The organism is Streptomyces sp. NPDC048338 (assembly GCF_043201055.1).
GTDB lineage: Bacteria > Actinomycetota > Actinomycetes > Streptomycetales > Streptomycetaceae > Streptomyces.
Window position 1 is genome coordinate 146,243 of record NZ_JBICYQ010000008.1, and the last position, 25,246, is coordinate 171,488.

Sequence of the window (25,246 nt, forward strand, 5' to 3'; positions counted from 1 at the left end):
GGTCGGGCACCGGCGGGTCGCGGGGGCCGGTACACGACGAAGGCCCCGCCGTCGGGCGGGGCCTTCATCGTGCGTGCGGAGTGCGTCAGTCGCCGATCAGGGCGTCGACGAAGGCGCCCGGCTCGAACGGGGCCAGGTCGTCCGGGCCCTCGCCCAGGCCGACCAGCTTGACCGGGACGCCCAGCTCGCGCTGGACCGCGACGACGATGCCGCCCTTGGCGGTGCCGTCGAGCTTGGTCAGCACGATGCCGGTGATGTCGACGACCTCGGCGAAGACACGGGCCTGCACGAGGCCGTTCTGGCCGGTGGTGGCGTCGAGGACGAGGAGGATCTCGTCGAGCGGGCCGTGCTTCTCGACGACGCGCTTGACCTTGCCGAGCTCGTCCATCAGGCCGGTCTTGGTGTGCAGCCGTCCGGCGGTGTCGATCAGGACGACGTCGGCGCCCTCGGCGATGCCCTCCTTGACCGCGTCGAACGCGATCGAGGCGGGGTCGCCGCCCTCGGGGCCCCGTACCGTCCGCGCGCCGACCCGCTCGCCCCACGTCTGGAGCTGGTCCGCGGCCGCGGCCCGGAAGGTGTCCGCGGCGCCGAGCACGACCGAGCGTCCGTCGGCGACCAGGACACGGGCGAGCTTGCCGGTGGTGGTGGTCTTGCCGGTGCCGTTGACGCCGACGACCATGACGACGCCCGGGGTGTCCGCGCCGCTCTCGGTCTTCACGGCGCGGTCGAAGTCGCCGAGCAGGGTGACGAGCTCCTCGCGGAGCAGGCTCTTCAGTTCCTCGGGGGTGCGGGTGCCGAGGACCCTGACCCGCTCGCGCAGGCGCTCGACGAGCTCCTGGGTGGGAGCGACACCGACGTCCGCGGTCAGCAGCGTCTCCTCGATCTCCTCCCAGGTGTCCTCGTCGAGGTGCTCGCGGGACAGGAGCGTGAGCAGCCCCTTGCCGAGCGAGTTCTGCGAGCGGGCGAGCTTGGCCCGGAGCCGTACGAGACGGCCCGCGGTCGGCTCGGGCACCTCGATGGCGGGCAGGGCCGGCTCTTCGACGACCGGCGGTTCCTCGACGGCGACCGAGCCCTCGGCGGCCGGGAGGTCGACCTCCTCGACGGTGCGGCGTGGTTCTTCCCGCGGTGCCTCCGCCTCGTCGCCGACATGCGGTTCGGCGGGCGGAGCGGTGATGGTCGGCGTGGTGGACGGACCGGCCGGCGGCAGCTGCTTCTTCTTGCGGCCGCTGATCACGAGCCCGCTGGTCACGGCGATCGCGACGACCAGAGCGATGACTACAGCAAGGATGAGTTCCATAACCCGACCAGTATCGGACACGATGGCGCCCGAGGTCCGCACCTCCCGTCCGGGTCTCGCCGAACCCTCACGTCAGGCGGCGCCGCGAGGGGTGTCCGGTGGTCCGCCGAGCCGGGTGTGCCGCTTCTCACGACGGGCGCGGGCCCGGATCGCGCCGTGGCGCCGCCCGGGCTCCGGCGGACAGGGCCGCGGCGGGTGCCGGGGTCCGCGGGACTGTTTCCATCTGACGCGACGTCAGATACCGTCCCCCTTCGCCGGCCTTCCACGCTCGCGGAGGGGGACTTCCCATGCCCTTCACAGTCGTACGGTTCAACCTCGTCGATCCGCGGGGGACGCCGGAGTCCCTCTCGGAGCGCTATCGCGCCGCGCTCGCCATGGCCGCGTACGCCGACGAGCACGGTGTCGACACGGTGCAGACCGAGGAGCACCACGGTGTCGCCGACAACTGGCTGCCCTCGCCGTTCGCCTTCGCCGGCGCGGTGTTCGGCGCGACCCGGCGGATCGCGGTGACGGTCTCGGCGATCATCGGCCCGCTGCACGATCCGCTGCGGCTCGCCGAGGAGATCGCGGTGCTCGACCTGCTCAGCGGCGGGCGTCTGGTGACGGTGGCGGGAATCGGCTACCGGCCGGAGGAGTACGAGGAGCGCGGCGTCGACTGGGGCCGGCGCGGCAAGCTCCAGGACCTGCTCCTGGAGACGCTGCTGCAGGCGTGGTCCGGCGAGCCCTTCACGTATCAGGGGCGGACGGTGCGGGTCACGCCGCGGCCCTTCACCCGGCCGCATCCGCTGCTGCTGGTGGGCGGCTCCTCGAAGGCGGCGGCGCGGCGGGCGGCCCGGCTGGGGCTGCCGTTCTTCCCGAGCGCCCACCTGCCCGAGCTGGAGGCGTACTACCGGGAACGGTGCGCGGAGTACGGCACCGAGGGCTGGACGATGATGCCGGCGCGGGAGACGCCGCTGCTGCACGTGTCGGAGGACCCGGACCGGTGCTGGGCACGGTACGGGGAGCACTTCCTGCACGAGGCCCGCACCTACGCCTCCTGGCAGTCGAAGGACATCCGCTCGGCGGTGCGGTCGACGGCGACGACGACGCGGGAGCTGCGGGCCGAGGGGGTGTACCGGATCGTCACGCCCGACGAGTGCGTGGCCCTGGGGCTGGAGAGCCTGGTGCTGCATCCGCTGTGCGGCGGGATGCCGGTGGACGAGGCGTGGCGGAGCCTGCGGTTGTTCGGGGAGGACGTACTGCCCCGGCTCGGGGCATAGGACCCTGAGCCGGGGCAGTACGCGTGTCGAGGAGAGGGGCAGCGGGGATCAGCCCATCTCCTCCAGCGCCTTGCCCTTCGTCTCCTTGACGTACCGGAGCACGAAGGGGATGGAGAGCACGGCGAAGACCGTGTAGATGATGTAGGTGCCGGAGAGGTTCCAGTCCGCGAGGGACGGGAAGCTCGCGGTGATGGCCCAGTTGGCGATCCACTGCGCGGAGGCGGCGACGCCCAGGGCGGCGGCGCGGATCCTGTTCGGGAACATCTCGCCGAGGAACACCCACACCACGACGCCCCAGGAGAGGGCGAAGAAGAGGACGAAGACGTGGGCGGCGACGAGCGCGACGACGCCCTGCGTCTCGGGGAGCTTGCCGTCGACGAGGTCGGCGGAGAAGGCCCATGCCTCGACGGCGAGGGCCACGGCCATGCCGACGGAGCCGACGAGCGCGAGCGGCTTGCGGCCCACCCGGTCGACCAGGACCATCGCGATCACGGTGCCGATGATGTTGATGATCGACGTGGTGAACGAGTAGAAGAACGAGCTGGACGGGTCGATGCCGACCGACTGCCAGAGCGTCGAGGAGTAGTAGAACGCGACGTTGATGCCGACGAGCTGCTGGAAGACCGAGAGTCCGATGCCGACCCAGACGATGGGCAGCAGGCGGAAGCGGCTGCCGGAGACGAGCAGGTCCCTGAAGGTGGACTTGTGCTCGCGGCGCATCGCCTGCTCGATCTCGGCGACGCGGTGGTCGAGGTTGACGGCGTGGCCCTCGACCTCGGACAGGACCTCCTTGGCCTTGTCGACCTTGCCGACCGAGATCAGGAAGCGGGGGGACTCGGGGATGGCGAAGGAGAGCAGGCCGTAGAGCAGGGCGGGGACGACCATGACGCCGAGCATCCACTGCCAGGCTTCGAGGCCGCCGATCTCGCCGCGCTGGTCGCCGTCGGCGAGCTGCAGGATGCCGTAGTTGACGAGCTGGGAGATGGCGATGCCGATGACGATCGCGGCCTGCTGGAAGGAGCCGAGGCGGCCGCGGTAGGCGGCGGGGGCGACCTCGGCGATGTACGCCGGGCCGATCACCGAGGCCATGCCGATGGCGAAGCCGCCGATGATCCGCCAGAACGCGAGGTCCCACAGGGCGAAGGGCAGCGCGGAGCCGACGGCGCTGATGGCGAACAGCACGGCGGCGATCTGCATGCAGCGGATGCGGCCGATCCTGTCCGCCATGCGGCCCGCGGTGGCGGCGCCGATGGCGCAGCCGATCAGGGCGATGGCGATGACCTGGGCGAGCGTGCCGGAGCCGATGTCGTAGCGGTCACGGATGGCCTCGACGGCACCGTTGATGACGGCGCTGTCGTAGCCGAACAGGAAACCGCCCATGGCGGCCGACGCCGTGATGAAGATGACGTGGCCGAGGTGGTCCGGGTGGGCGGAGCGCCCTTCGGAAGGCGGCGGCGTGGGCGCCTGCGCGGTGCTGGTCACATGGACTCCTGGGGGCTCCGGCAGCGTCGCCGGGGCGTGGGGGGCGAGCCCTTCAAGTGGCGCACAACTTCACGCCGCCCACCACTTGAAGGTAAAAGTATCGCTGCAGAGACTATTCCTTCAAGTTTCGAAGTCAACACCCGCCCTCCTGTACATCCGGGGAAGCGGCGAGCCCACTTGTATTCAACTCTTGAATGTGATCAAGGTCGGATCCCTAGCGGAGTCGCTGGCTGATGACCTTCGATACCCCGTCGCCCTGCATGGAAACGCCGTACAGCGCGTCGGCGACCTCCATCGTCCGCTTCTGGTGGGTGATCACGATCAGCTGAGAGGACTCCTGGAGCTCCTGCATGATCCGGATCAGCCGCTGGAGGTTGGTGTCGTCGAGCGCCGCCTCGACCTCGTCCATCACGTAGAAGGGGCTGGGGCGCGCCTTGAAGATGGAGACGAGCATGGCCACGGCGGTCAGCGAGCGCTCGCCGCCGGAGAGCAGCGACAGCCGCTTGACCTTCTTGCCCGGCGGGCGGGCCTCCACGTCCACGCCGGTGGTCAGCATGTTGTCCGGGTCGGTCAGGATCAGCCGGCCCTCGCCGCCCGGGAAGAGCCGCGAGAAGACGCCCTCGAACTCCCGCGCCGTGTCCCGGAACGCCTCGGTGAAGACCTGCTCGACCCGGATGTCGACCTCCTTCACGACCTGAAGGAGGTCCGCCCGGGTCTTCTTCAGGTCCTCCAGCTGCTCGGAGAGGAACTGGTGACGCTCCTCCAGCGCGGCGAACTCCTCCAGGGCCAGCGGGTTGACCTTGCCGAGCTGCTGGTACGCCCGTTCGGCGGCCTTGAGGCGCTTCTCCTGCTCCGTTCGGACGAACGGGCGGGGCTGGTTGCGCGGATGGCCCGGGTCCTCGGGGAGCTCCTCGCCCTCGGCCGGCGGCGACGGCGGCACGAGCTGGTGCGGGCCGTACTCGGAGACCAGCCCGGCCGGTTCGACGCCCAGTTCCTCCAGCGCCTTCGTCTCCAGCTGCTCGATCCGCATCCGCTTCTCGGCGCCGAGGACCTCGCCGCGGTGGACGGAGTCGGTGAGCTTGTCGAGTGCGGCCTTCAGCTCGCGGCCCCGGGTCCGGGCGGTGGCCAGGCCCTGCTCACGCGCGCCCTTGGCGGCGTCGGCGAGTGCGCGCTCCTGCTCGGCGCGGACGAGGGAGACCTCGACGTGGGCGAGCAGCTGGCGGGCGCCCGCGGCGACGGCCGTGGCGACCTCGGCCTCGTGGCGCAGCCGGGCCCGGCGCTGCTCGGCCCGGGCGCGCGCCTCTCGTTCGGCGCGGGCGCCCCGGTCGAGGGAGTCGGCCCGGCCGGCCAGGCCCTTGACCCGTTCCTCGTGGGTACGGAGCTGGAGACGCGCCTCCATCTCGGTCTGCCGGGCGTTGGCCCCGTCGGCGGCGAGCCGGTCCCGCACGGAGGTGTCGGGCTCCTCCTCGGCCGGGGCCTCCTCCGCGACGAGCAGGCGTTCGGCGAGTTCCTCGGCCTCGACGACGGCCCGTTCCAGGGCTTCCTGGGCTCGGGCGGCCGCGGCCGCGGTCCGCTCCGCCTCCCCGGCGGCTCCGCGTGCCTGGCCGGCGAGCCGGCCGAGCTGCTGTGCCACGGCGGACTTCTCGCGGTCGGCGGCGCGGCGGACCTCGGCGAGCTCCTCGACCAGGGCGGCGGCCGCGGCCCGGCGACGGCCGGCGTCCTCCTGGGCGGCGGCCAGCTCGGCGCAGCGCACGGCGAGCCCTTCCAGCTCGGCGGCGGCCTCGTCGACGGAGGCCTGCACCTCCAGGAGACTGGGCGCACCGGCCGAACCGCCCTGGGCGAAGTGCGCCCCGAGCAGGTCTCCCTCGGCAGTGACGGCGGTGAGGTGCGGCGAGACCCGGACGAGCTCCTCGGCCTCCTCCAGCGTGTCGACGACGACGATCCCGTCGAGCAGCCGGCGTACGGCGCCCATGAGTTCCTCGGGCCCGCGGACGAAAGCGAGGGCGGGCCGCGGCCCGGCCGCCTGCTCCGCCGCGTCGGCGCCGACAAGCGGGCCGGAGCCGTGCGGGCCGCCGGGTCGGTGCGGCTCCGGGCCGCCGGCCAGGAGGATCGCCGCGCGGCCGGCGTCCTGCTTGCGCAGCAGGCGCAGTGCCTCGGCCGCCGAGGCGGGACCGGAGACGGCGATCGCGTCCGCGGCCGCCCCCAGGGCGGCGGCGAGGGGGATCTCGTGGCCGGGGGTGACCGTGAGGAGCTCCGCGGCCGGTCCGAGCAGGCCGTCCAGCGTGTCGTGGGCGTTCAGCAGCGCACCGGTGCCGTCCTTGCGCCGCAGTCCCAGGGCCAGTGCCTCGTGGCGGGCGTGGGTCGCGGCCCGGCGGCGCTCGGCGAGGGTGGCCGCCTCCCGGGCCTCCGTCGCCGCGGACTCCGCCGCGGCGAGGTCTCGGCGGGCCTCCTCGTACCGCTCTCCGCGGGCGCTGTCGTCCGCGTCGAGCCCGTCGACCTCCGCCTTGAGCTGCTCGTACTCCTCCTGGGCGAGGACCGCGCGTTCCTGGGCCTCGTCGCGCGCGGAGGCCAGCCGGTCGATCTCGGCCTGCGCCGAGGCCGCGCGGGAGCGGGCCGCGTTGACCTGGCCGTGCAGCCGGGCGAGGCCCTCGCGCCGGTCGGCGATGGCCCGGGCCACGTCCTTGAGGCGGCGCTCCTCCACCGTCAGTTCGCGCTCCAGTTCGGCGCGGTGCGCGACGGTGTCCTCCAGCGCCCGCTCGGCCGCTTCCAGGGCGGCCTCCAACTCGGCCTCCTGTTCGCGGATCCGCGCGGCCTCGCGTTCCATGTCCTCCGGATCGCGGCCCCGCCGTTCCTCCGCGGGCTGCGCCGTGGCGCTCTTCACCCGCGCGTCGGCGAGCGAGATCGTGCCGCGGACCCGTTCGGCGAGCTGGGAGAGTTCGTACCAGGTCTGCTGGGCACGCTGGAGCCGCGGGGCGAGCCGGCGGACCTCGTCCTCCAGGTCCGCCTCGTCCGCGAGCGCGGCCCGCAGCCGGGACTCGGTGCTCTCCTTGCGGGCCAGGAGCGCGGCCTCGTCGGCGACCTCGGCCTTCAGCGCCTCCTGGAGGCGTACGAGATCGTCGGAGAGCAGCCGCAGGCGCGCGTCGCGCAGGTCGGCCTGGATGACCGCGGCCCGGCGGGCGACCGCCGCCTGGCGGCCGAGCGGCTTGAGCTGGCGGCGCAGTTCGTCGGTCAGGTCCTGGACGCGCGCGAGGTTGGCCTGCATCGCGTCGAGCTTCCGCAGCGCCTTCTCCTTGCGCTTGCGGTGCTTGAGTACGCCGGCGGCCTCCTCGATGAAGGCGCGGCGGCCCATCGGGTCGGCGTGCAGGACGGAGTCGAGCTGGCCCTGTCCGACGATGACGTGCATCTCGCGGCCGATGCCGGAGTCGGAGAGCAGGTCCTGGATGTCCAGCAGCCGGCAGGTGTCGCCGTTGATCTGGTACTCGCTGCTGCCACCCCGGAACATGATCCGGGTGATGGTGACCTCGGCGTAGTCGATGGGCAGCGCGCCGTCGGAGTTGTCGATGGTCAGCGAGACCTCGGCGCGACCGAGCGGCGGCCGCCCGGTCGTGCCGGCGAAGATGACGTCCTCCATCTTGCCGCCGCGCAGCGACTTGGCGCCCTGCTCGCCCATGACCCAGGACAGCGCGTCCACGACATTGGACTTGCCGGATCCGTTCGGCCCCACGACGCACGTGATTCCGGGTTCGAACCGCAGCGTGGTCGCGGAGGCGAACGACTTGAAACCGCGAAGGGTGAGGGCCTTGAGATGCACGCCCCCGGACTCTACCCGGGAGTGTGCGTTTCACCCATGAACGTGCAGGGCAGACCCTCCCTCGAAGGAGGGGTGGGGCATGGGGGACGCCAGTGAGCGAAGAAGGAAGGGACGCCGGAGCGCCCCTTGCATATCTGGCTGTGCCGGCGTGAGTGTTTCTCACCTCGCCCCGGCACGGGGCTGAACGATCAGGTGAGTGCAGGCTCCGCCTGGGGAACGTCGAGGTCGATGCTGTCCAGCAGCGACTCTCCGTGCTGTGCGGCGGCAGCGTTGAGCGCGTCGTTCTCGTCCTGAATCCGTACAAGCTCGGACTCGAGGTCCTGGACGCGCTGCTGAAGCCGTCGCATCTCGGCGAGGAGTCGCGGGTCGGAGCCGCCGACGTAACCGAGAAGCGCCTTTGCCATGATGGATGGTCCTCCACACTGAGTGACCGACCGAAGTGGTGTGGGTCGTGAGGGATTCGCACCCGCGGTGCTCGACAGCACAGGTTGTCGTGCCGATTCCTACTGCCAAACAGCTAAGGTGCGCGGGGATTCCAGAGTCTCACCAAAAAGTTTGACGGTCAACACGATCACACCCCGTATCAAGGGGCGACCGGGGGGCCTGCGGCCGCGGATACCGCGGCGGCGCCTCGCAACTCGGTGCCTCAGGGGCGTGGAGATCATCCTTACCCGCGCAGCCTTCCACGGCAAGGCCCTCTCCGCAACCACCAGGCCATTTCCCCTTCAGGGGGCCTTCTTCGAACGTACGCCCGGCGGCCGTGCGGGTCACCGGGCAGCGTCGTGTCGACATGATCGTCAGCGGATCGCGAAGCTGTCGTAGCCACCGCGCGGAGTGCCCCATATCTCAGTGACTCCGTCCACGCGGCCGGGCGTGTCACCGGAGCGCAGCCACTCCAGCAGGCGGTGGCAATTCTCACTCGGGCCCTCGGCCACGACCTGGACGCGGCCGTCGTCGAGGTTGAGCGCGAAGCCGACGAGGCCTCCGATCTCCAGAGCATTTGCCCTGGTGAACCAACGGAAGCCCACTCCCTGTACCCGGCCGCGCACCCACGCGGTGCACCGAACGTCTTCAGTCATGACCGTACGTTAGCGGGCGAATTCCCTGCACATCACACCGCCCCGGCCCTGTCATCGCGTACAGTCCCCACGCAACGAGAGTCACCCGATCGGGTGCGCTCCATATGACACGAACTGGCGATTGCAAAGATCGGCAACTCGCACAGCACGGCTCAGCACAGAGCACTCAGGTCGTCAGGAAGGCAGAGCAGATGGGACGCCACCGTCGCTCCGGCGCCGCGCCCGCCGCAGAAGGATATGCGGATGGCTCGGACAGCCGGCACCCGGGTACCCCTCGCAGGAGGCCGGTCCGCACCGGACTTCTCGGCGCCTCCGCGGCCGTCGCGGTGGGCGCGGCGGTCGCCGTCGCCGCGGGTCTGCTGCCCGGCGGGAGCAGTGACACCGTCGGCAGCGTCAGCGCGGAGGCCCGGAAGACGGAGTCCCGGCAGGCCCCGGAACTGCTGACGCAGCAGGGCGGCGCCTCGGCGACCCCTTCGATCGAGACGAAGCGCACCGGCACCGGCACCGGCACCGGCACCGGCAAGGCGGCCTCGCCCTCCGCGAAGCCGAAGCCGAAGCCGACGACGAAGCCCAAGCCGAAGCCGACCCCTTCCCGGACCACCGCCTCCCCCGCGCCGAAGAAGACGGCGGCTCCGAAGCCGAAGCCGAAGCCGGCCGCTCCGAAGACCACCGCCGCCCCGGCGCCCGAGAAGACGGCGGCCGAGCCGTCGCGGACGGCGGCGCCGAAGAAGCCGGCCCCCACGACCCACAAGCCGGTGGAGCGCACGCAGGCCCCGTCCCCTGCCGCCCCGGTCGGCCGTGACACCGCCGCGGCGACCGAGGTCGTCCGGCTGGTCAACCAGCAGCGGGCCCTGGTGGGCTGCACCCCGGTGACCGCCGACTCCAGGCTCGCGGCTCTGGCCGACGCCTTCAGTCAGGACATGGCCGCCCGCGGCTTCTTCGACCACACGGACCCGGACGGCGCCAGCCCGTGGGTCCGCGCCCAGAAGGCCGGCATCGCGAGCATGGGCGGCGAGAACATCGCGCGCGGTCAGGTGGACGCGGCGGCGGTGATGCAGTCCTGGATGGGCAGCGACGGGCACCGGGCGAACATCCTGAACTGCGACTTCAAGACGATCGGCGTCGGCGTGCACTTCGCGGACGGTGGTCCGTGGTGGACGCAGGACTTCGGCTACTGAGGCACGAAGCCCCCGAAGCACGTCGAAGGGCCCCGTCACCGATCGGTGACGGGGCCCTTCGACGTACCGCCGTGGCGCGTCAGCGCGCGGCGCGGCCGGCCGCGAAGGTGCGGGCGGTCTCGGCGACGCGGCGGCCGAGGTGCTCGGCGGTGGCCAGGTCGGCCTTGTGGACGTCCTCCGGCCCCTGGTCGTTGTTGGACTGGGCGGCGGCGCCGGCGAAGAAGCCGAGGCGGTTGATGTCGTTCTCGGAGGCCTCGCTGGAGTTCCAGCCCGGCTTCAGGCCGAGGTTGACCCAGTGCATGCCGTGCTGACCGGCCAGGATCTGGAAGAACTGCAGGGTGTGCAGCTTGTCGCCGCTCTTGGACGCGGAGTTGGTGAAGCCGGCGGCCAGCTTGTCCTGCCAGGCGTCGGAGAACCAGCGCTTGGAGCTCTCCTCCGCGAAGGCGTGGAACGCGCCGGACGCGGTGCCCATGTAGGTCGGGGAGCCGAAGACGATCGCGTCGGAGGAGTCGAGCAGCTCCCACTGGGCGTCGGTGATCTCGTCGACCTTGACCAGGTGGACGGTGGCGCCGGTGTCGGCGGCCCCGGCACGGACGGCCTCCGCGAGGACCGCGGTGTGGCCGTAGCCGGAGTGGTACGCGATGGAGACGACAGGGGTGGTCACAGGAAAGCTCCTCATCGGCAGGGAATGCACCAGAAGTAGAGCACTAACTATTCGGAAGCGCAACCTACCAGTTAGCGCACCCCCTGGGTCAGCGCTGTGCCGGAGTATGGTGGAGGGCATGACTGACGACCTCGCGACGGAGTGCCCGGCCGGTGACCTCGGGTTCGACGTGTTCGCGCGGGCCTGCCCGTCGCGCGGCACGCTGGAACACGTGACCGGACGCTGGGGCAGCCTCACGCTCGGGGCGCTGTACGACGGCGGCTTCCGGTTCAACGAACTGCGCCGCAGGGTCGACGGCGTGAGCGAGAAGATGCTGTCGCAGACGCTGCACGCGCTGGAGCGCGACGGTCTCGTCCACCGCGAGGCACAGCCGACGAACCCGCCGCGGGTGGACTACACCCTCACCCCGCTGGGCCGGGAGATAGCCGAGCGACTGCTCGGCCTGATCCAGCTGGTCGAGGGCCGGATGCCGGAGGTCCTCTCGGCGCGCCGGACCTACGACGAGGAACGCGCCCCCGTCCCGTCCTGAACCCCGACCCGGCGGCCATGGAGGGTCACGGGTGGGCCGTGACCGGTCCGGCGTCCCGCGTCAGAGCGACGGACGCAGGGGGCGCTGGCAGCGCGGACAGAAGTAGCTGGACCGGTTCATCCAGGGGCGCCGACGTATCGGAGTACCGCACCGGCGACACGGCTCGTCCTCGCGCCCGTAGGCGTCCAGCGAGCGGTCGAAGTAACCGGACTCGCCGTTCACGTTGACGTAGAGGCTGTCGAAACTGGTCCCGCCGGCGGCGAGGGCCGCGTTCATCACGTCCCGTACGTGGCCGAGCAGTTCGGCGGAGCGGGGGCGGGTGAGAGTGGCCGTGGGGCGGTCGTAGTGCAGTCGGCTGCGCCACAACGCCTCGTCGGCGTAGATGTTCCCGACCCCGCTGATCAGCGACTGGTCGAGCAGCGCCCGCTTGACGGTCGTGCGGCGCAGGCGCAGCGCGGCCTGGAAGGCGGCGTCGTCGAACTCCCGGTCGAGCGGGTCGCGCGCGATGTGCGCGATGACGTCCGGCAGTCCGTCGGGGGTGTTGTCGTGCAGGGAGAGACCGCCGAAGGTGCGCTGGTCGACGAAGCGCAGCTCGGTGCCGAGTCCGTCCTGGAAACGCACGCGGACGCGCAGGTGCTTCTCGTCCGGCGCGGTCTCGGGCTGCACGAGCAGCTGGCCGCTCATGCCGAGATGGCCGAGGACGGAGCTGTCCGAGTCCGCGAGGGGGATCCAGAGGTACTTGCCGCGCCGGCGGGCGGCCCCGAACCGGTGTCCCTTCAGCCGCGCCGCGAAGTCCGCGCCGCCCGCCGGATGCCGTCGCACGGCCCGCGGGTGCAGCACCTCGACCTCGCCCACGGTCCGCCCGTCGACCCACCGCTCCAGCCCGCGCCGTACGACCTCGACCTCGGGCAACTCGGGCACGGGACTCCTCCGCGGGGATACGGGAACGCTGCCGAAAGCCTATCGCCCGCGGGGAACCGGGCGGGCCCGGTCCGCTGCTGCCGGGAGCGCCGGGGCGCGGCAGGGGGTGTTCACACGACCGCCCGCCCCCCGGAACGGGGGACGGGCGGGATGCCTGTGCGAAGGGAGCGTGCGAGTCAGGCCGACGGGAGGTCGGCGGCGGTCGGCGCCCCGCCGTTCTCCTCCTGCGGACCGGTCTCGCCGGCCTCGGCCGCGGCCTTGGCCGCCGCCATGCGCTCGTCCGCGGCCGCGCGGATCGCGCGCCACGCGGACTCGGCGGCCTGCTGCTCCGCCTCCTTCTTGCTGCGGCCGGTGCCGGTGCCGTACGAGACACCACCGACGCGGGCGGCAGCAGTGAAGGTCTTCTCGTGGTCCGGGCCCTCTTCGGAGACGAGGTACTCGGGCACGCCCAGACCCTCGGCCGCGGTGAGCTCCTGGAGACTGGTCTTCCAGTCCAGGCCGGCACCGAGGTTCGAGGACTTCTCGATGAGCGGGTCGAAGAGCCGGTGCACCAGCTCGGACGCCGCATCGAGGCCCTGGTCGAGATAGACCGCGCCGATCACCGCTTCCAGGGTGTCGGCGAGGATGGACGCCTTGTCCCGGCCGCCCGTGCCCTCTTCGCCCCGGCCGAGCCGGATGAAGAGGCCGAGTTCGAGGCCGCGGCCGACCTCCGCCAGCGCACGCGAGTTGACCACCGCGGCCCGCAGTTTGGCCAGCTGGCCCTCGGGCAGGTCGGGGTGGGTGCGGTACAGCGTGTCCGTGACCACCAGGCCGAGCACGGAGTCCCCGAGGAACTCGAGACGCTCGTTGGTGGGCAGACCGCCGTTCTCGTACGCGTACGAGCGATGCGTCAGCGCACGCACCAGAAGGGCGGACTCGAGCTGATACCCGAGCCGCCCTTCCAGAAGCGTGTGGGACGAGGCAGTGTCCGTCTTGTTGGACTCAGACATTGCGCCTCTCACCAGCCACTCAGACCGAGAGGACCTGGCGCTTGTTGTAGGTGCCGCAGCTCGGGCACGCGATGTGCTGCTGCTTCGGCTCCTGGCAACGCTCACACGAAACCAGGGTGGGGACCGCAGCCTTCCACTGCGACCGGCGGTGGCGCGTGTTGCTGCGCGACATCTTCCGCTTCGGAACAGCCACGGCTACTTCTCCTGCTTCTCGGCGGCGCTCTGAACGTCGTCAGATGCAGTGCCGCTCATGTTGTCCTTCTCATCGGTTCCCAGCGAACCGGCGAGATCCTGCAGTGCCGCCCAACGAATGTCGACGGCGTCATGGTGGTGGTCCGGGTGGTCGTTCAGGTTGGTTCCGCAGTCGGAACACAGCCCCGCACAGTCCTCCCGGCACACCGGCTGCATCGGCAGTGCGAGCACGACCGCATCACGCAGCAGGGGTTCGAGGTCGAACATGCCGTCCTCGAGGGGGATCATGTCCTCGTCGGCCTCGGCTTCGTCGTCCGCGGCCGCCTTGGAGCGGCCCCGGTCGTCGGAGTCGGGGTACGAGAACATCTCCTGGAAGTCCACGTCGAGATCGATCTCGACGGGCTCCAGACACCTTACGCACTCCCCCTCGGCCGATGCACGGGCGGTGCCTGTGACGAGCACCCCTTCCATGACCGACTCGAGACGGAGGTCGATCTCCACGGGCGCGCCCTCCGGCACACCGACGACTCCTTCGACACCGAGGTGCTGGGGAGCCGCCACCGAACGCGAGAGCCGCTGAAGGGCACCAGGACGCCGCCCCAGCTCGTGTGTGTCGAACACGAGGGGGTTGCGGTGGTCGAGGCGCGTGCTCAGGGTTCTTCCTGCTTTCGGATCGTCGAGGGGGCTGCCGCGTCCACCGGGTGGGGCGAAGCGGGCAGCAAGGATCGCGGGCATACGCGCGACCGAAGAGCCAGGATACTGGACGCTTCGCCCAGGACCCAATCCGGGCCCCGAGCGCATGATCGCCACGTGCCCCGCGGGATCGGACGGAAGCTAGTGGCCCTGCTCGTACCGGCGCAGCTGCTCCAGGTCGATCATGCTCGTGTCGAAGAAGCTGGTCTCGTCGAGCGCGGCCTGCTGGTGCGGTGCCTGCTGCTGCACCTGCTGCTGGTAGCCGTACGGGTCCTGCTGCTGGGGCTGCTGGTACGCGTACGGGTCCTGGGCCTGGTAGGCGTAGGGGTCCTGGCCGACGCCGTACTCGCTCCCCGCGTAGGTGACGCCGGCCGCGTACGCGTCCTGCGGCTGCTGGGGGTAGCCGTACGGGTCGGGCTGCTGCGCCGGGATCTGCGGGGCGGCCGGCTGCTGGGCCGGCTCGGGGTCGGCCAGTTCCGCGAGTCCGGCCAGGTAGTCCGCGTCGCTGGTGTGGACCGCGCCGCCCGCCGCGTCCTGGGCCGCCATGTGGGCCCCGAGGTCGTCGGTGGCGATCCGCCCGTGCAGCTTCTGCCGGCCGCGGCCGACCGCCTCCAGGGTCTTGCTGAGCACGGCCTCGAAGGCGCCGAGTTTGGCGTCGACGTACTCGTCGGCCCGCTGGATCAGGGTCTGCGGGTCGGCGCTGTACTCGGGGGCGTCCTCGTCCGCGTACCCCTGCTCGTCGAGGCCGGGGCCGCGGCCGAGGAGCTTCTCGCGACCCCGGTCGACGGATCCGATGGTCTTGTTGAGGACGACCTCGAAGTTGGCGAGCTTGGAGTCGACGTAGTCGTCGGCCTCGGCGCGGATCTCCTCGGCCTCGCGGCGGGCCTCGCCGAGGATCCGGTCCGCCTCGTCCTGGGACTGGCGGGCGACCTGGGTGTCGGAGATCAGCGACCCGCGCTCGGCGTGGGCGACCTCGATGATCCGCTCGGCCTCGCGGCGGGCCTGCTCGACCATCTGCTCGCGACCGCCGAGGAGCTCCTGGGCCTGCGCCAGCGAGCCCGGCAGGGCCTCCCGCACCTCTTCGAGCGCGGCGAGCAGCTCGGCGCGGTTGACCACGCAGGACGCCGACATGGGCATGGAGCGGGCGTTGGTGATCGTCGCAACGATCTCGTCGAGCTTCTTCTGCACGTCCACCGGGTGCTCGCCACTCTCTACAGCTGGATGGAGACGGACGGGACGACTGTAAGGGCAGTCGGCGCCCGTCCGACACCGGGTGACCGTGAGTGACGGACCGTCAACGGCCGTCGCTCGCGGTCACGTAGAGGAGCGCTGCTCGGCGAGGCGCGCGGTGAGCCGGCCGAGGACGGCGGGCGGCACCAGGTGGGAGACGTCGCCGCCCCACGCGGCGACCTCCTTGACCAGGGAGGACGACAGGAAGCTGTAGGTGGGGTTGGTCGGCACGAACAGCGTCTCGACGCCCGAGAGGCCGTTGTTCATCTGGGCCATCTGCAGCTCGTAGTCGAAGTCGCTGACCGCGCGCAGCCCCTTGACGATGGCGGGGATGTCGCGCTGCTTGCAGAAGTCGACGAGAAGGCCGTGGAAGGCCTCGACCTCGACGTTGCCGAAGTCGGCGGTGACCTCGCGGATCAGCTCGATCCGCTCGTCGACCGTGAACAGTCCCTTCTTGGACTGGTTGATCATCACCGCGACATGTACGACGTCGTACAGCTTGGAGGCGCGGGCGATGATGTCGAGATGTCCGTTGGTGATGGGGTCGAATGACCCCGGACAGACGGCGCGGCGCAACTTGGGTCCCTCGCTCTCCGGTCCGGTCATCGTGCGTCTTCGCACGTAGAGGCGGCGCGACCGTACCAAAACGTTCCCTCGCCGTAGCGACGGGCCCGCAGTGGTTCGAAACCGGCCGGCCAGCCGAATTCCCCGCCTCGGGTGCTGCGCTCCACGGTGACGAGGGCATCGTCTCCGATCCAGCCCCCGGAGCGGAGTGTGAGGAGGATCTCCCGAAGATCGTCGTCCGAGACGGCGTACGGCGGGTCGAGGAAGACCAGGTCGTAGGGGGTCGCGGGGGCCGGTCCCGTGACGATCTGCTCCGCCTTGCCGGTGCGGACCTCGGCGCCGGGCAGGCCGAGCGCCCGGACGTTCTCGCGGACGGTCTTCGCGGCTCGGGCGTCGGCCTCGACGAGGAGCGCGTGGGCCGCGCCGCGGGAGAGGGCCTCCAGACCGACGGCGCCGGAGCCGGCGTAGAGGTCGGCGATCCGGGCCCCGTCGAGGGTCCCGAGGAGCGCTTCCCAGGTGGAGAAGAGGCCTTCGCGTGCCCGGTCGGAGGTGGGGCGGGTGCCGTTGCCCGGCGGTACGGCCAGTCGGCGTCCGCCGGCGGTGCCGGCGATCACGCGGGTCATCTGAGGTCCTCGTCCTTCGCTGAGATCGGTATCTCCACGATATGGCCGGGGGCGGGTCCGTGAGGTCACCCCTTCTCCAGGAACTCCTCCCGCTCCTTGTCCAGGAGGGCGTCCAGGGCGGTCCGCAGGGCGGGATGGGACTCCAGCTCAGGGTCGGTGCGGACGACGGCGGTGGCCTCCTCGCGGGCGGCGGCGATGACCTCCTCGTCCTCGATGACGGTGAGCATCCGCAGGGAGGACCGGACGCCGGACTGGGCCTGGCCGAGGACGTCGCCCTCGCGGCGCTGTTCGAGGTCGATCCGGGAGAGCTCGAAGCCGTCGAGGGTGGAGGCGACGGCTTCGAGGCGACGGCGGGCGGGTGCGGCCTCGGGCATCTCGGAGACGAGCAGGCAGAGCCCGGGGGCGGAGCCGCGGCCGACCCGGCCGCGGAGCTGGTGGAGCTGGGAGACGCCGAAGCGGTCGGCGTCCATGATGACCATGGCGGTGGCGTTGGGGACGTTGACGCCGACCTCGATGACGGTGGTGGCGACCAGGACGTCGACGTCGCCCGCGGCGAAGCGGCGCATCACGTCGTCCTTGTCGTCCGGGTGCATCCGGCCGTGCAGGACCTCGACCCGCAGCCCGGCCAGCGGGCCGGAACCGAGCTGCGCGGCCACGTCCAGGACGGCGAGCGGCGGGCGCTTCTCGGCGTCGTCCTCGGGCGCGGCCTTCTTCTTCGCGCCCTTGGCCGCCTTGCCGCCCTTGCCGTTCTCGTCCTCGCCGTCGCCGATCCGGGGGCAGACCACGTAGGCCTGGTGGCCGTTCTCCACCTCCTCGCGCACCCGTTCCCAGGCGCGCGCGAGGAAGTGGGGCTTGTCGGCGGCGGGCACCACGTGGCTGGCGATGGGGGAACGGCCGGCCGGGAGCTGGTCCAGGACCGAGGTCTCCAGGTCGCCGAAGACGGTCATGGCGACGGTGCGCGGGATGGGGGTGGCCGTCATGACCAGGAGGTGCGGGGTGCGCTTCTCGCCCCGGGTGTGGCCCTTGCCGCGCAGGGCGTCGCGCTGTTCCACGCCGAAGCGGTGCTGCTCGTCGACGACGACCAGGCCCAGGTCGTGGAACTGCACCTTGTCCTCGATCAGCGCGTGGGTGCCGATGACGATCCCGGCCTCGCCGGTGACCAGGTCGAGCAGGGCCTGGCGGCGGGCGGCGACTCCCATGGAGCCGGTGAGCAGCACGACCTTGGTGGCGTGCTCGGAGCCGCCGAGCATGCCGCCCTCGGCGAGTTCGCCCATCATCTCGGTGACGGAGCGGTGGTGCTGCTGGGCGAGGACCTCGGTGGGCGCCAGCATGGCTGCCTGTCCGCCGGCGTCGACGACGGCGAGCATGGCGCGCAGGGCCACCATCGTCTTGCCGGATCCGACCTCGCCCTGGAGGAGGCGGTGCATGGGGTGTTCGGTGGCGAGATCGTCGAAGATCTCCTTCGTCACGCGCCGCTGGCCGTCGGTGAGGGTGAAGGGCAGCTTGGCGTCGAAGGCGTCGAGGAGGCCGTCGGGGGCGGGTCGGCGGGCGACGGCGAGCAGTTGGGTGTCCGCGTAGCGGCGGCGGGCGAGCGCCACCTGGAGGACGAAGGCCTCGTCCCACTTGAGCCGGTCGCGGGCCTGCGCGATGTCCGCCTTGGTGTGCGGGCGGTGGACCTTCCGGAGGGCGTCGGGGAGGTCGGTGAGGCCGCGTCCCTCGCGCAGGGCGGTCGGCAGCGGGTCGACGAGTCCGCCCCAGTCGGTGGCCTCCATGGAGTCCAGGGCGATGGAGACGGACTGCTCGATCGTCCAGGACTCCAGCTGCTTGACGGCCGGGTAGATCGGCAGCAGTTCGCTCGCGAAGGCCTTGGCCGTCTCGTCGCTGGTGTCGGCGTCGAGGAGCTTGTACTCGGGGTGGGAGAGCTGGAGCTTGCGGTTGAAGACGCCGACCTTGCCGGCGAACATCCCGCGCCGCCCGGGCAGCAGCTCCTTCTGGTGGAAGAAGACCGCGCGGCCGAAGAAGACCAGCTGCATCCTGCCGCTGCCGTCGGTGATGGTCACCTCCAGCCGCTGACCCGTGCCCCGCCCGCCCTTGTTGAAGGTCAGCACGCGGGCGTCGGCGACCTGGGCGACCACCGTGACGTGCTCGTCCAGGGGCAGTTCGCCGAGCGCGGTCAGCTCCCCGCGCTCGGCGTAGCGCCGGGGGTAGTGGTGGAGCAGGTCCCCGACCGTGTGCAGGTCGAGGTGCTCGGCCATCACCTTGGCGGTGGCGGCGCCGAGCAGCTTCTTCAGTGGTTCGTCGAGCGCGGGCACGGGCTCCATTGCACACCACGGGACCGACAACCGTCCCGCAGGCCGGGAAGATCCCGGGCGGGGTGTCTCGTCGATCGGCCGGATCGGCCGGGAGTCCGCCGGGTCGCCGGCACCGCGCGACGCCCCCGAGGCGGGTGGGGCGCGGGGCGGGCGGACCGCGCCGGCGGCCGGGCGGTCCCCGCTCCCCGTGCGGTCGGCCGCTACTCCACGCCGATCAGGAGCGGCGGCGCTCCGGCGCCCGCCTGGTAGGTCGTCGTGTCGACGGCCAGGTAGGTCTCGCGGACATGGCGTTCGAGGGCGGCCGCCAGGGACGGGGGCGTGCCGTCGGCCACGATGAGGGTGACCAGTTCGCCTCCCGCCGAGAGCATCCGGTCCAGGACGGTCCGGGCGGTGGTGGTCAGGTCGTGGCCGATCACCGCCACGTCGCCCTCGATCAGGCCGAGGACGTCGCCGGCCTGGCAGACGCCCGCCGAGGTGAAGGACTGCCGTTCGGCGACGGCGAGTTCCGCGTACCGGGTCGCGCCGGCCGCCGCCGTCATCGCGACCACGTCCTCGTCGAAGCGCCGGTCCGGTTCGTGGACGGCGAGGGCCGCGATGCCCTGGACGGCCGCGCGGGTCGGGATCAGGGCGACCCGGATGCCCTCCGCGCGGGCCTGTTCGGCGGCCGCGCCGGCGGTGTGCCGCAGGTCGGTGTCGTTGGGCAGGAGGACCACCTCGCGCGCGTGGGCCCGCCGGATCGCCTCGACCAGGTCGCCGCTGACCGGCGGCCGTCCCGGCCGGGCGAGCAGGGTCGTCGCTCCGGCGGCCTCGCACAGCCCCGCGAGCCCCTCCCCCGGCAGGACGGCGACCACGGCCCGCTGGGCGCGCTCGGGTGCCTCGGCGGCGCCGGGGAAGTGGGTGATGCGGATCCGGTACGGCCGGCCGGCCTCCACGCCCGCCTCGACGGCGGCTCCCGCGTCGTCGGTGTGGACGTGCACGTTCCACAGTCCGTCGCCGCCCACGACGACGAGGGACTCGCCCAGCGCGTCGAGGCGGGCCCGGAGCCGTTCGACGGCCGGGTCGGGGGCCTCCAGGAGGTAGAGGACCTCGAAGGCCGGGCCGTCCCCCGTCGCGCAGTCCTCGGCCGCGAGCGGGCGGTGCGGCGGTGCGGTGACGGGTCGGATCTGCACCTCGCCGGAGACGGCCTCGACGAGCGCTCCGAGGACCGTCACCAGTCCCCGCCCGCCGGCGTCCACGACCCCTGCGCGCTCCAGCACGGCGAGCTGTCCCGGGGTGGCCGCCAGCGCCGTCCGGGCCCCGTCGTACGCCCGGCGGGCCACCGTGACCAGGTCCCCGCCGGCCGCGCAGGCGCCGGCGGCGGCGCTCGCCACGCTGAGGATGGTGCCTTCGACGGGGTGGGCCACGGCCTGCCGGGCCGCCTCGGCCGCGGCGGCGAGCGCGCGGGCCAGGTGATCACCGTCACGTCCGTCGGCGAGCACGGGGGTCATCCCGCGCAGCAGTTGGGAGAGGATCGTGCCGGAGTTGCCCCGGGCGCCGATCAGGGCGCCGTGCGCCATGGCCCGTATGGCCGCGGCGGGGTCGGGCCCCGCCGCCTCCCCGTCGGCGGCGGTGTCGGACGCGACCGCCACGTCCGCCGCGAAGACCTCGTCGACCGCCTGCACGGCGGACTCGAGGGTCAGGTAGAGGTTGGTCCCGGTGTCCCCGTCGGCGATCGGGTAGACGTTGATCGCGTCGATCTCCTCGCGTTCCCGGCCGAGCGCGTGCAGCGCCCGTACGCACCAGGACCGGACCGCTGCGGCGTCGAGGGTCTGCGCGGTCTGCGGCAACGGGTGATCCTCCTGCTAGGGGCCTCAGGGGCTGAGCTCACCGCAGGGTAGACCCGCTCGTGACCTGGGACGGGGGCGGGGGCCGCGGTGGCCATGGTAGTTTCGTTCCACGGAAGCAGTCGTTGTATGCTGCTTCGGTTGCCCGATGAGAGTCGGGCCATTCCCCCGGCAAGCCACTTCAGAACTCTGATTCCGGTGCGCCGGATTTCACTGTAAATCTGAAGTCTTTGGAGTGACCCGTGGCTGCCAACTGCGACGTCTGCGGCAAGGGGCCGGGCTTCGGCAACAACATTTCGCACTCGCACCGCCGTACGTCTCGTCGCTGGAACCCGAACATCCAGCGTGTGCGTGCCGTGGTCGGTCGGACGCCGAAGCGGCTCAACGTCTGCACCTCGTGCATCAAGGCCGGCAAGGTCTCGCGCTAAGTGATGCTCCCCGCGCAAGTGGGGAAGATCCCGCCGACGTTTTGTCGTAGCGCAGCCCCTGCGGTTGCCTTGAAAGGCCGGTTCACCTCGGTGAACCGGCCTTTTGCCATGCCCGGAAACGCCTAGGTTCCGGCTCCGGGCGACCCTCCCGGGCTCGTGCCGGAACCGGTCCTCTCAGACCTGGCCCCGCGTGCGCCAGGCGTGGTCGACGGGACCGATGCCGGCCCCCAGGCGGAAACCGGCGGCGATGGCGCCGGTGACGTACTCCTTGGCCTCGTGCACCGCCGCCGGCACCGTCAGGCCCTTGGCCAGTCCGGCGGCCACGGCCGAGGCGAGCGTGCAGCCCGTCCCGTGGGTGTGCCGGTTGTCGAGACGCGGTGCGCGCAGCCAGTGTTCCTCGCCGCCGTCCGTGAGCAGGTCCACGGCGCCCGACCCGGCGGGCAGGTGGCCGCCCTTGACGAGGGCCCAGCGTGGTCCGAAGGCCAGGATCGCCTCGGCTGCCCGCCGCATGCCGCTCTCGTCCTCGACCCGTACGCCGGTGAGCTGCGCCACCTCGTCCAGGTTGGGCGTGGCGACCGTCGCGCGGGGCAGCAGCCGGGTGCGGACGGAGTCGAGCGCGGAGGCGGCGAGAAGGGCGTCCCCGTGCTTGGAGACGCCGACCGGGTCGACGACCACGGGGGCGTCCGTCCCGGCGAGGAGGTCGGCGACGGTCTCCACCAGGACGGTGGAGGCCAGCATGCCGGTCTTCACCGCCTGGACGCCGATGTCGTCGACCACGGCCCGGTACTGGGCCCGCACGGCCTCCTCGGGCAGTTCCCAGGCGCCCTGGACGCCCCGCGAGTTCTGCGCGGTGACGGCCGTGATCACGCTCATGCCGTGCACGCCGAGAGCGAGCATGGTCTTGAGGTCGGCCTGGATGCCCGCGCCGCCGCCGGAGTCGGATCCGGCGACGGTCAGCACCCGGGGCGGCGCGGTGGTCACTCGGTGGCCCCGAAGTGGTCCCAGCCGCCCTTGCTGTGCCAGGGGGCACCGTCCACGGTGACCTGGGGCAGTGCGGAGGGGTTCAGGACCTCGCCGATGACCTTCCAGCGGGCGGGCAGCTTCACGTCGGGCGGGAAGGTGGCCACGATGGCGTGGTCCTCTCCCCCGGTGAGCACCCACTGCAGCGGGTCCACGCCGACGGCCTGGCCGATGTCGTTCATCTGGGTGGGAATGTCGATGAGGCCGGAGCGCAGGTCGATGCGGACCTTGCTGGCCTCGGCGATGTGGCCGAGGTCGGCGATGAGGCCGTCGCTGACGTCGCACATCGCGGTGGCGCCGAGCCCCGCGGCGGCGGGACCCGCGTGGTAGGGCGGCTCGGGCCGCCGGTGGGCCTCGACGAAGGCGCGCGGGGAGCGGAAGCCACGGGAGAGGACGGCGTATCCGGCGGCGGACCAACCGAGCCAGCCGGTGTAGGCGACGACGTCGCCGGGCTGGGCTCCGCCCCGGGTCACGGGGTCGTGGTTGCGCAGGTCGCCGAGGGCGGTGATGGCGACGGTGATGGTGTCGCCGCGGACGACGTCGCCGCCGACGACGGCCGCGCCCGCCACCTGGCATTCGTCCCGCAGTCCGTCCATGAGCTCAGTGGGCCAGGTGACCGGGAGCTCGGCGGGGACGACCAGGCCGAGGAGCAGCGCGGTGGGGACGGCGCCCATGGCCGCGATGTCGGCGAGGTTCTGCGCCGCCGCCTTGCGGCCGACGTCGTAGGCCGTCGACCAGTCACGGCGGAAGTGACGTCCTTCCAGCAGGATGTCCGTGCTGGCCACCACGCGCCGGTCGGGTGCGGAGACGACCGCGGCGTCGTCGCCGGGGCCGATCCGTACCGCCGGGGTGGAGGTGAGCCGGGAGGTGAGCTCCTTGATGAGCCCGAACTCCCCCAACTCGCCGACTGTGCCCTTCACCGCGTCTCACCTCGTGTCGTCGTGCCGGACGTGCGTGCCCCGCTCCGCGGGTCGCGAGCCGCCACCGCGCCGGATACCGTCAAGTAGACCGTCAACTTCTGTCGTGCGTACGCCACACCGTGGGCGCCCCCGGGCGCGGAGGTCTCCCCGCGGCCCGCGGCGACGCGGTACCGTGGCGAACCTTTCTGCAGGTTCATTCATCTCCCCCCAATGATCCTCGTGGCCGCCCTGGAGGTTCCGTGGTACAGGCTTACATCCTCATTCAGACCGAGGTGGGCAAGGCGTCGACCGTCGCCGAGACCATCTCCAAGATCCCGGGGGTGATCCAGGCCGAAGACGTGACAGGCCCGTACGACGTGATCGTCCGAGCCCAGTCCGACACGGTCGACGACCTCGGCCGCATGGTGGTCGCCAAGGTCCAGCAAGTGGACGGCATCACGCGCACCCTCACCTGCCCGGTCGTCCATCTGTAGCCCCCGTCTACCCTTGGCCGGTGATGTCCTCCCACCGGCCTTTCGGCCTGCCCTTCGCCGCCGCAGCGGCCGCGTTGCTGCTGGGCGCCGCGGGCTGCTCCTCCACGGACGCGAAGGCGTCGGTCCCGGTTCCCAGCCCTCCGGCGGAGGAAGCCGCCTTCTGCCGGGCGCTGGCGAAGGTGCTTCCCGACACCGTGGCGGGGCTGGAACGGACCGATCCGGAGCCTGACTCCGAGCTGACCGCCGGGTGGGGGGACGCGGCGATCGTACTGCGCTGCGGCGTCCCCCGGCCCGAAAAGATGAACGATCCCCAGGCGCACGCAGTCGAGGCCGACGGCGTGAACTGGCTGCTGGAGGAACGGCAGGGCGACGGCCCCCGGTTCACCACCACGTACCGCAAGGCGTACGTCGAGGTGACGCTGGACGAGCGGTACGCGCACGACGTCGGCCCGCTGGCGGATCTGGCGGGTCCCGTCGCCGGGACCGTGCCCCCCAGCCTGTGATCCGCCCGCGCCGTGAGGCGGGGTGCGGGCCGGGGGACGGCGGCTCGGGGCACCGCCCGAAGGCGCTGCCCCGGCGGTCCGGGTCTGTCCGCCCGGACAGGTCCTGGGGCTTGCCCTAGCGCAGGCCGGTGGAGCGGGTCAGCGCGGCCTGGATGAGGCGGTCGACCAGCTCCGGGTAGCTCACGCCGCTCTCCTGCCACATGCGCGGGTACATCGAGATCGGGGTGAAGCCGGGCATGGTGTTGATCTCGTTGATCACGAACTCGCCCTCGTCGGTGAGGAAGAAGTCCGCGCGCACCAGGCCCTCGCAGGACACGGCCTCGTAGGCGGCGACCGCGAGGCGCTGGACCTCGGCGGTGGCCTCGTCCCCGATCGGCGCCGGGACGATCCCGGAGGCCGAGTCGATGTACTTGGCCTCGAAGTCGTAGAAGTCGTGGTCCGTGACGGGCGGGATCTCGGCCGGCACGCTGGCGCGCGGGCCGTCCTCGAACTCCAGGACGCCGCACTCGATCTCGCGTCCGCGCAGCAGCGACTCGACGAGGATCTTGGGGTCGTGGCGGCGGGCTTCCTCGATGGCCTCGTCCAGGCCGGAGAGGTCGTCGACCTTGGTGATGCCCATCGAGGAGCCGCCGCGTGCGGGCTTCACGAAGAGCGGCCAGCCGTGGGTCGCGGCGAACTCCACGATCCGCTTGCGGGCGGCGGCCGGGTTCTGGTCCCACTCGCGGGGCCGGACGACCTCGTAGGGGCCGACGGGCAGGCCGAAGGAGGTGAAGACCCGCTTCATGTACTCCTTGTCCTGGCCGACGGCGGAGGCGAGGACGCCCGCGCCGACGTAGGGGACTCCGGAGAGCTCCAGGAGGCCCTGGAGGGTGCCGTCCTCGCCGTAGGGGCCGTGGAGCACCGGGAAGACCACGTCGACCTCGCCCAGCGCCTTGGGCACGGCGCCGGGCTCCGTGTGGACGACCTCGCGGTTGGCCGGGTCGACGGAGAGGACGACGCCGCCCTTCTCGGACTCGGTGAGGTCGGCGACGCTCGGCAGGGAGCGGTCGGCGATGGCCATCCGCTCGGGGGCGTCGGCGGTCAGCGCCCAGCGGCCGTCGGTGGTGATACCGATGGGCAGCACGTCGTACTTGGTCCGGTCGATGGCGCGCAGGACGGCACCGGCCGTGACGACGGAGATGGCGTGCTCGGAGCTGCGTCCGCCGAAGACGACGGCCACGCGCGGCTTGCGGGGGCTCTGGGTGTTCTCGCTCATA

24 protein-coding genes are annotated in these 25,246 nt (G+C 72.0%); 6 read left to right on the forward strand and 18 right to left on the reverse strand.

Annotated features, from left to right (window positions below; all coding sequences use genetic code 11):
* Positions 1-85: 85 nt before the first annotated feature.
* A complete protein-coding gene (gene ftsY / locus ACGFZF_RS19965; RefSeq protein ID WP_393555831.1) occupies positions 86-1,297 on the reverse strand; it encodes a signal recognition particle-docking protein FtsY in 1,212 nt (403 codons plus the stop codon).
* Between the two features lie 287 nt (positions 1,298-1,584).
* Here ftsY and ACGFZF_RS19970 point away from each other — a divergent pair, with 287 nt between their 5' ends.
* Positions 1,585-2,556: an LLM class flavin-dependent oxidoreductase gene (locus tag ACGFZF_RS19970; protein WP_393555833.1), complete on the forward strand. Its 972-nt coding sequence runs from the start codon at positions 1,585-1,587 to the stop codon at positions 2,554-2,556.
* Between the two features lie 48 nt (positions 2,557-2,604).
* Here ACGFZF_RS19970 and ACGFZF_RS19975 read toward each other — a convergent pair whose 3' ends face one another.
* From ACGFZF_RS19975 to ACGFZF_RS19990, 4 genes are all read right to left on the reverse strand, one after another.
* The gene (locus tag ACGFZF_RS19975) at positions 2,605-4,038 is read right to left on the reverse strand and encodes a sugar porter family MFS transporter (protein WP_393555835.1); all 1,434 of its coding nucleotides are present in this window, start codon (positions 4,036-4,038) and stop codon (positions 2,605-2,607) included.
* Between the two features lie 214 nt (positions 4,039-4,252).
* Positions 4,253-7,849, reverse strand: a complete 3,597-nt coding sequence (gene smc, locus ACGFZF_RS19980; protein WP_393555837.1) for a chromosome segregation protein SMC — start codon at positions 7,847-7,849, stop codon at positions 4,253-4,255.
* A 188-nt stretch (positions 7,850-8,037) separates the two neighbouring features.
* Positions 8,038-8,253: a hypothetical protein gene (locus ACGFZF_RS19985; RefSeq protein WP_147979862.1), complete on the reverse strand. Its 216-nt coding sequence runs from the start codon at positions 8,251-8,253 to the stop codon at positions 8,038-8,040.
* A gap of 393 nt (positions 8,254-8,646) precedes the next feature.
* Complete coding sequence (locus ACGFZF_RS19990; RefSeq protein WP_393555840.1) at positions 8,647-8,928, reverse strand: acylphosphatase; 282 nt, start codon at positions 8,926-8,928, stop codon at positions 8,647-8,649.
* A 191-nt stretch (positions 8,929-9,119) separates the two neighbouring features.
* Between ACGFZF_RS19990 and ACGFZF_RS19995 the strand changes: the two genes are divergently transcribed.
* Complete coding sequence (locus ACGFZF_RS19995; RefSeq protein WP_393555842.1) at positions 9,120-10,106, forward strand: CAP domain-containing protein; 987 nt, start codon at positions 9,120-9,122, stop codon at positions 10,104-10,106.
* 79 nt (positions 10,107-10,185) lie between these two features.
* On the opposite strand, the gene ACGFZF_RS20000 is transcribed toward ACGFZF_RS19995, so the two are convergent.
* Positions 10,186-10,770 carry a flavodoxin family protein gene (locus ACGFZF_RS20000; protein WP_393555844.1) on the reverse strand — a complete coding sequence of 195 codons (585 nt, stop codon included), beginning with the start codon at positions 10,768-10,770 and terminating at the stop codon, positions 10,186-10,188.
* A gap of 118 nt (positions 10,771-10,888) precedes the next feature.
* Between ACGFZF_RS20000 and ACGFZF_RS20005 the strand changes: the two genes are divergently transcribed.
* On the forward strand, positions 10,889-11,299 hold the full coding sequence (locus ACGFZF_RS20005; RefSeq protein ID WP_356604548.1) for a helix-turn-helix domain-containing protein: 411 nt from the start codon (positions 10,889-10,891) through the stop codon (positions 11,297-11,299).
* 60 nt (positions 11,300-11,359) lie between these two features.
* Here ACGFZF_RS20005 and mutM read toward each other — a convergent pair whose 3' ends face one another.
* The 9 genes from mutM to ACGFZF_RS20050 form a co-directional block, all read right to left on the reverse strand.
* Positions 11,360-12,220 (reverse strand): bifunctional DNA-formamidopyrimidine glycosylase/DNA-(apurinic or apyrimidinic site) lyase, encoded by an 861-nt coding sequence (gene mutM / locus ACGFZF_RS20010; RefSeq protein WP_393555846.1) that lies wholly within the window; start codon positions 12,218-12,220, stop codon positions 11,360-11,362.
* A gap of 176 nt (positions 12,221-12,396) precedes the next feature.
* Positions 12,397-13,209 (reverse strand): ribonuclease III, encoded by an 813-nt coding sequence (gene rnc / locus ACGFZF_RS20015; RefSeq protein ID WP_393555848.1) that lies wholly within the window; start codon positions 13,207-13,209, stop codon positions 12,397-12,399.
* 19 nt (positions 13,210-13,228) lie between these two features.
* Positions 13,229-13,402: a 50S ribosomal protein L32 gene (gene rpmF / locus ACGFZF_RS20020; RefSeq protein WP_030496967.1), complete on the reverse strand. Its 174-nt coding sequence runs from the start codon at positions 13,400-13,402 to the stop codon at positions 13,229-13,231.
* Between the two features lie 2 nt (positions 13,403-13,404).
* Complete coding sequence (locus ACGFZF_RS20025) at positions 13,405-14,136, reverse strand: DUF177 domain-containing protein (protein ID WP_261992311.1); 732 nt, start codon at positions 14,134-14,136, stop codon at positions 13,405-13,407.
* A gap of 99 nt (positions 14,137-14,235) precedes the next feature.
* Positions 14,236-15,288, reverse strand: a complete 1,053-nt coding sequence (locus tag ACGFZF_RS20030) for a DivIVA domain-containing protein (protein ID WP_393555851.1) — start codon at positions 15,286-15,288, stop codon at positions 14,236-14,238.
* A gap of 120 nt (positions 15,289-15,408) precedes the next feature.
* A complete protein-coding gene (gene coaD / locus ACGFZF_RS20035) occupies positions 15,409-15,900 on the reverse strand; it encodes a pantetheine-phosphate adenylyltransferase (RefSeq protein ID WP_187282810.1) in 492 nt (163 codons plus the stop codon).
* A gap of 26 nt (positions 15,901-15,926) precedes the next feature.
* Complete coding sequence (gene rsmD / locus ACGFZF_RS20040) at positions 15,927-16,511, reverse strand: 16S rRNA (guanine(966)-N(2))-methyltransferase RsmD (protein WP_356604559.1); 585 nt, start codon at positions 16,509-16,511, stop codon at positions 15,927-15,929.
* A gap of 65 nt (positions 16,512-16,576) precedes the next feature.
* Positions 16,577-18,832: an ATP-dependent DNA helicase RecG gene (gene recG / locus ACGFZF_RS20045; RefSeq protein WP_393555853.1), complete on the reverse strand. Its 2,256-nt coding sequence runs from the start codon at positions 18,830-18,832 to the stop codon at positions 16,577-16,579.
* Between the two features lie 191 nt (positions 18,833-19,023).
* Complete coding sequence (locus ACGFZF_RS20050; RefSeq protein WP_393555855.1) at positions 19,024-20,649, reverse strand: DAK2 domain-containing protein; 1,626 nt, start codon at positions 20,647-20,649, stop codon at positions 19,024-19,026.
* A 239-nt stretch (positions 20,650-20,888) separates the two neighbouring features.
* Here ACGFZF_RS20050 and rpmB point away from each other — a divergent pair, with 239 nt between their 5' ends.
* Positions 20,889-21,074: a 50S ribosomal protein L28 gene (gene rpmB / locus ACGFZF_RS20055; RefSeq protein WP_003957616.1), complete on the forward strand. Its 186-nt coding sequence runs from the start codon at positions 20,889-20,891 to the stop codon at positions 21,072-21,074.
* A 174-nt stretch (positions 21,075-21,248) separates the two neighbouring features.
* On the opposite strand, the gene thiD is transcribed toward rpmB, so the two are convergent.
* Together thiD and ACGFZF_RS20065 are read right to left on the reverse strand one after the other, a co-directional pair.
* Positions 21,249-22,055, reverse strand: coding sequence for a bifunctional hydroxymethylpyrimidine kinase/phosphomethylpyrimidine kinase (thiD, locus tag ACGFZF_RS20060; RefSeq protein WP_393555857.1), 807 nt, complete (start codon positions 22,053-22,055; stop codon positions 21,249-21,251).
* Positions 22,052-23,014 carry a thiamine-phosphate kinase gene (locus ACGFZF_RS20065; protein WP_147979850.1) on the reverse strand — a complete coding sequence of 321 codons (963 nt, stop codon included), beginning with the start codon at positions 23,012-23,014 and terminating at the stop codon, positions 22,052-22,054. Before ACGFZF_RS20065 ends, thiD begins: the two co-directional genes overlap by 4 nt.
* Positions 23,015-23,253: 239 nt before the next feature.
* On the opposite strand from ACGFZF_RS20065, the gene ACGFZF_RS20070 reads away from it, so the two are divergent.
* Both ACGFZF_RS20070 and ACGFZF_RS20075 read left to right on the forward strand, forming a co-directional pair.
* Positions 23,254-23,487: an Lrp/AsnC family transcriptional regulator gene (locus ACGFZF_RS20070; RefSeq protein ID WP_053137604.1), complete on the forward strand. Its 234-nt coding sequence runs from the start codon at positions 23,254-23,256 to the stop codon at positions 23,485-23,487.
* A gap of 23 nt (positions 23,488-23,510) precedes the next feature.
* Positions 23,511-23,990 (forward strand): DUF3515 domain-containing protein, encoded by a 480-nt coding sequence (locus tag ACGFZF_RS20075; RefSeq protein WP_393556201.1) that lies wholly within the window; start codon positions 23,511-23,513, stop codon positions 23,988-23,990.
* 115 nt (positions 23,991-24,105) lie between these two features.
* Here the strand turns inward: ACGFZF_RS20075 and ACGFZF_RS20080 are convergent, their stop codons facing one another.
* Positions 24,106-25,245: a D-alanine--D-alanine ligase family protein gene (locus ACGFZF_RS20080; RefSeq protein ID WP_393555860.1), complete on the reverse strand. Its 1,140-nt coding sequence runs from the start codon at positions 25,243-25,245 to the stop codon at positions 24,106-24,108.
* Position 25,246 lies beyond the last annotated feature (1 nt).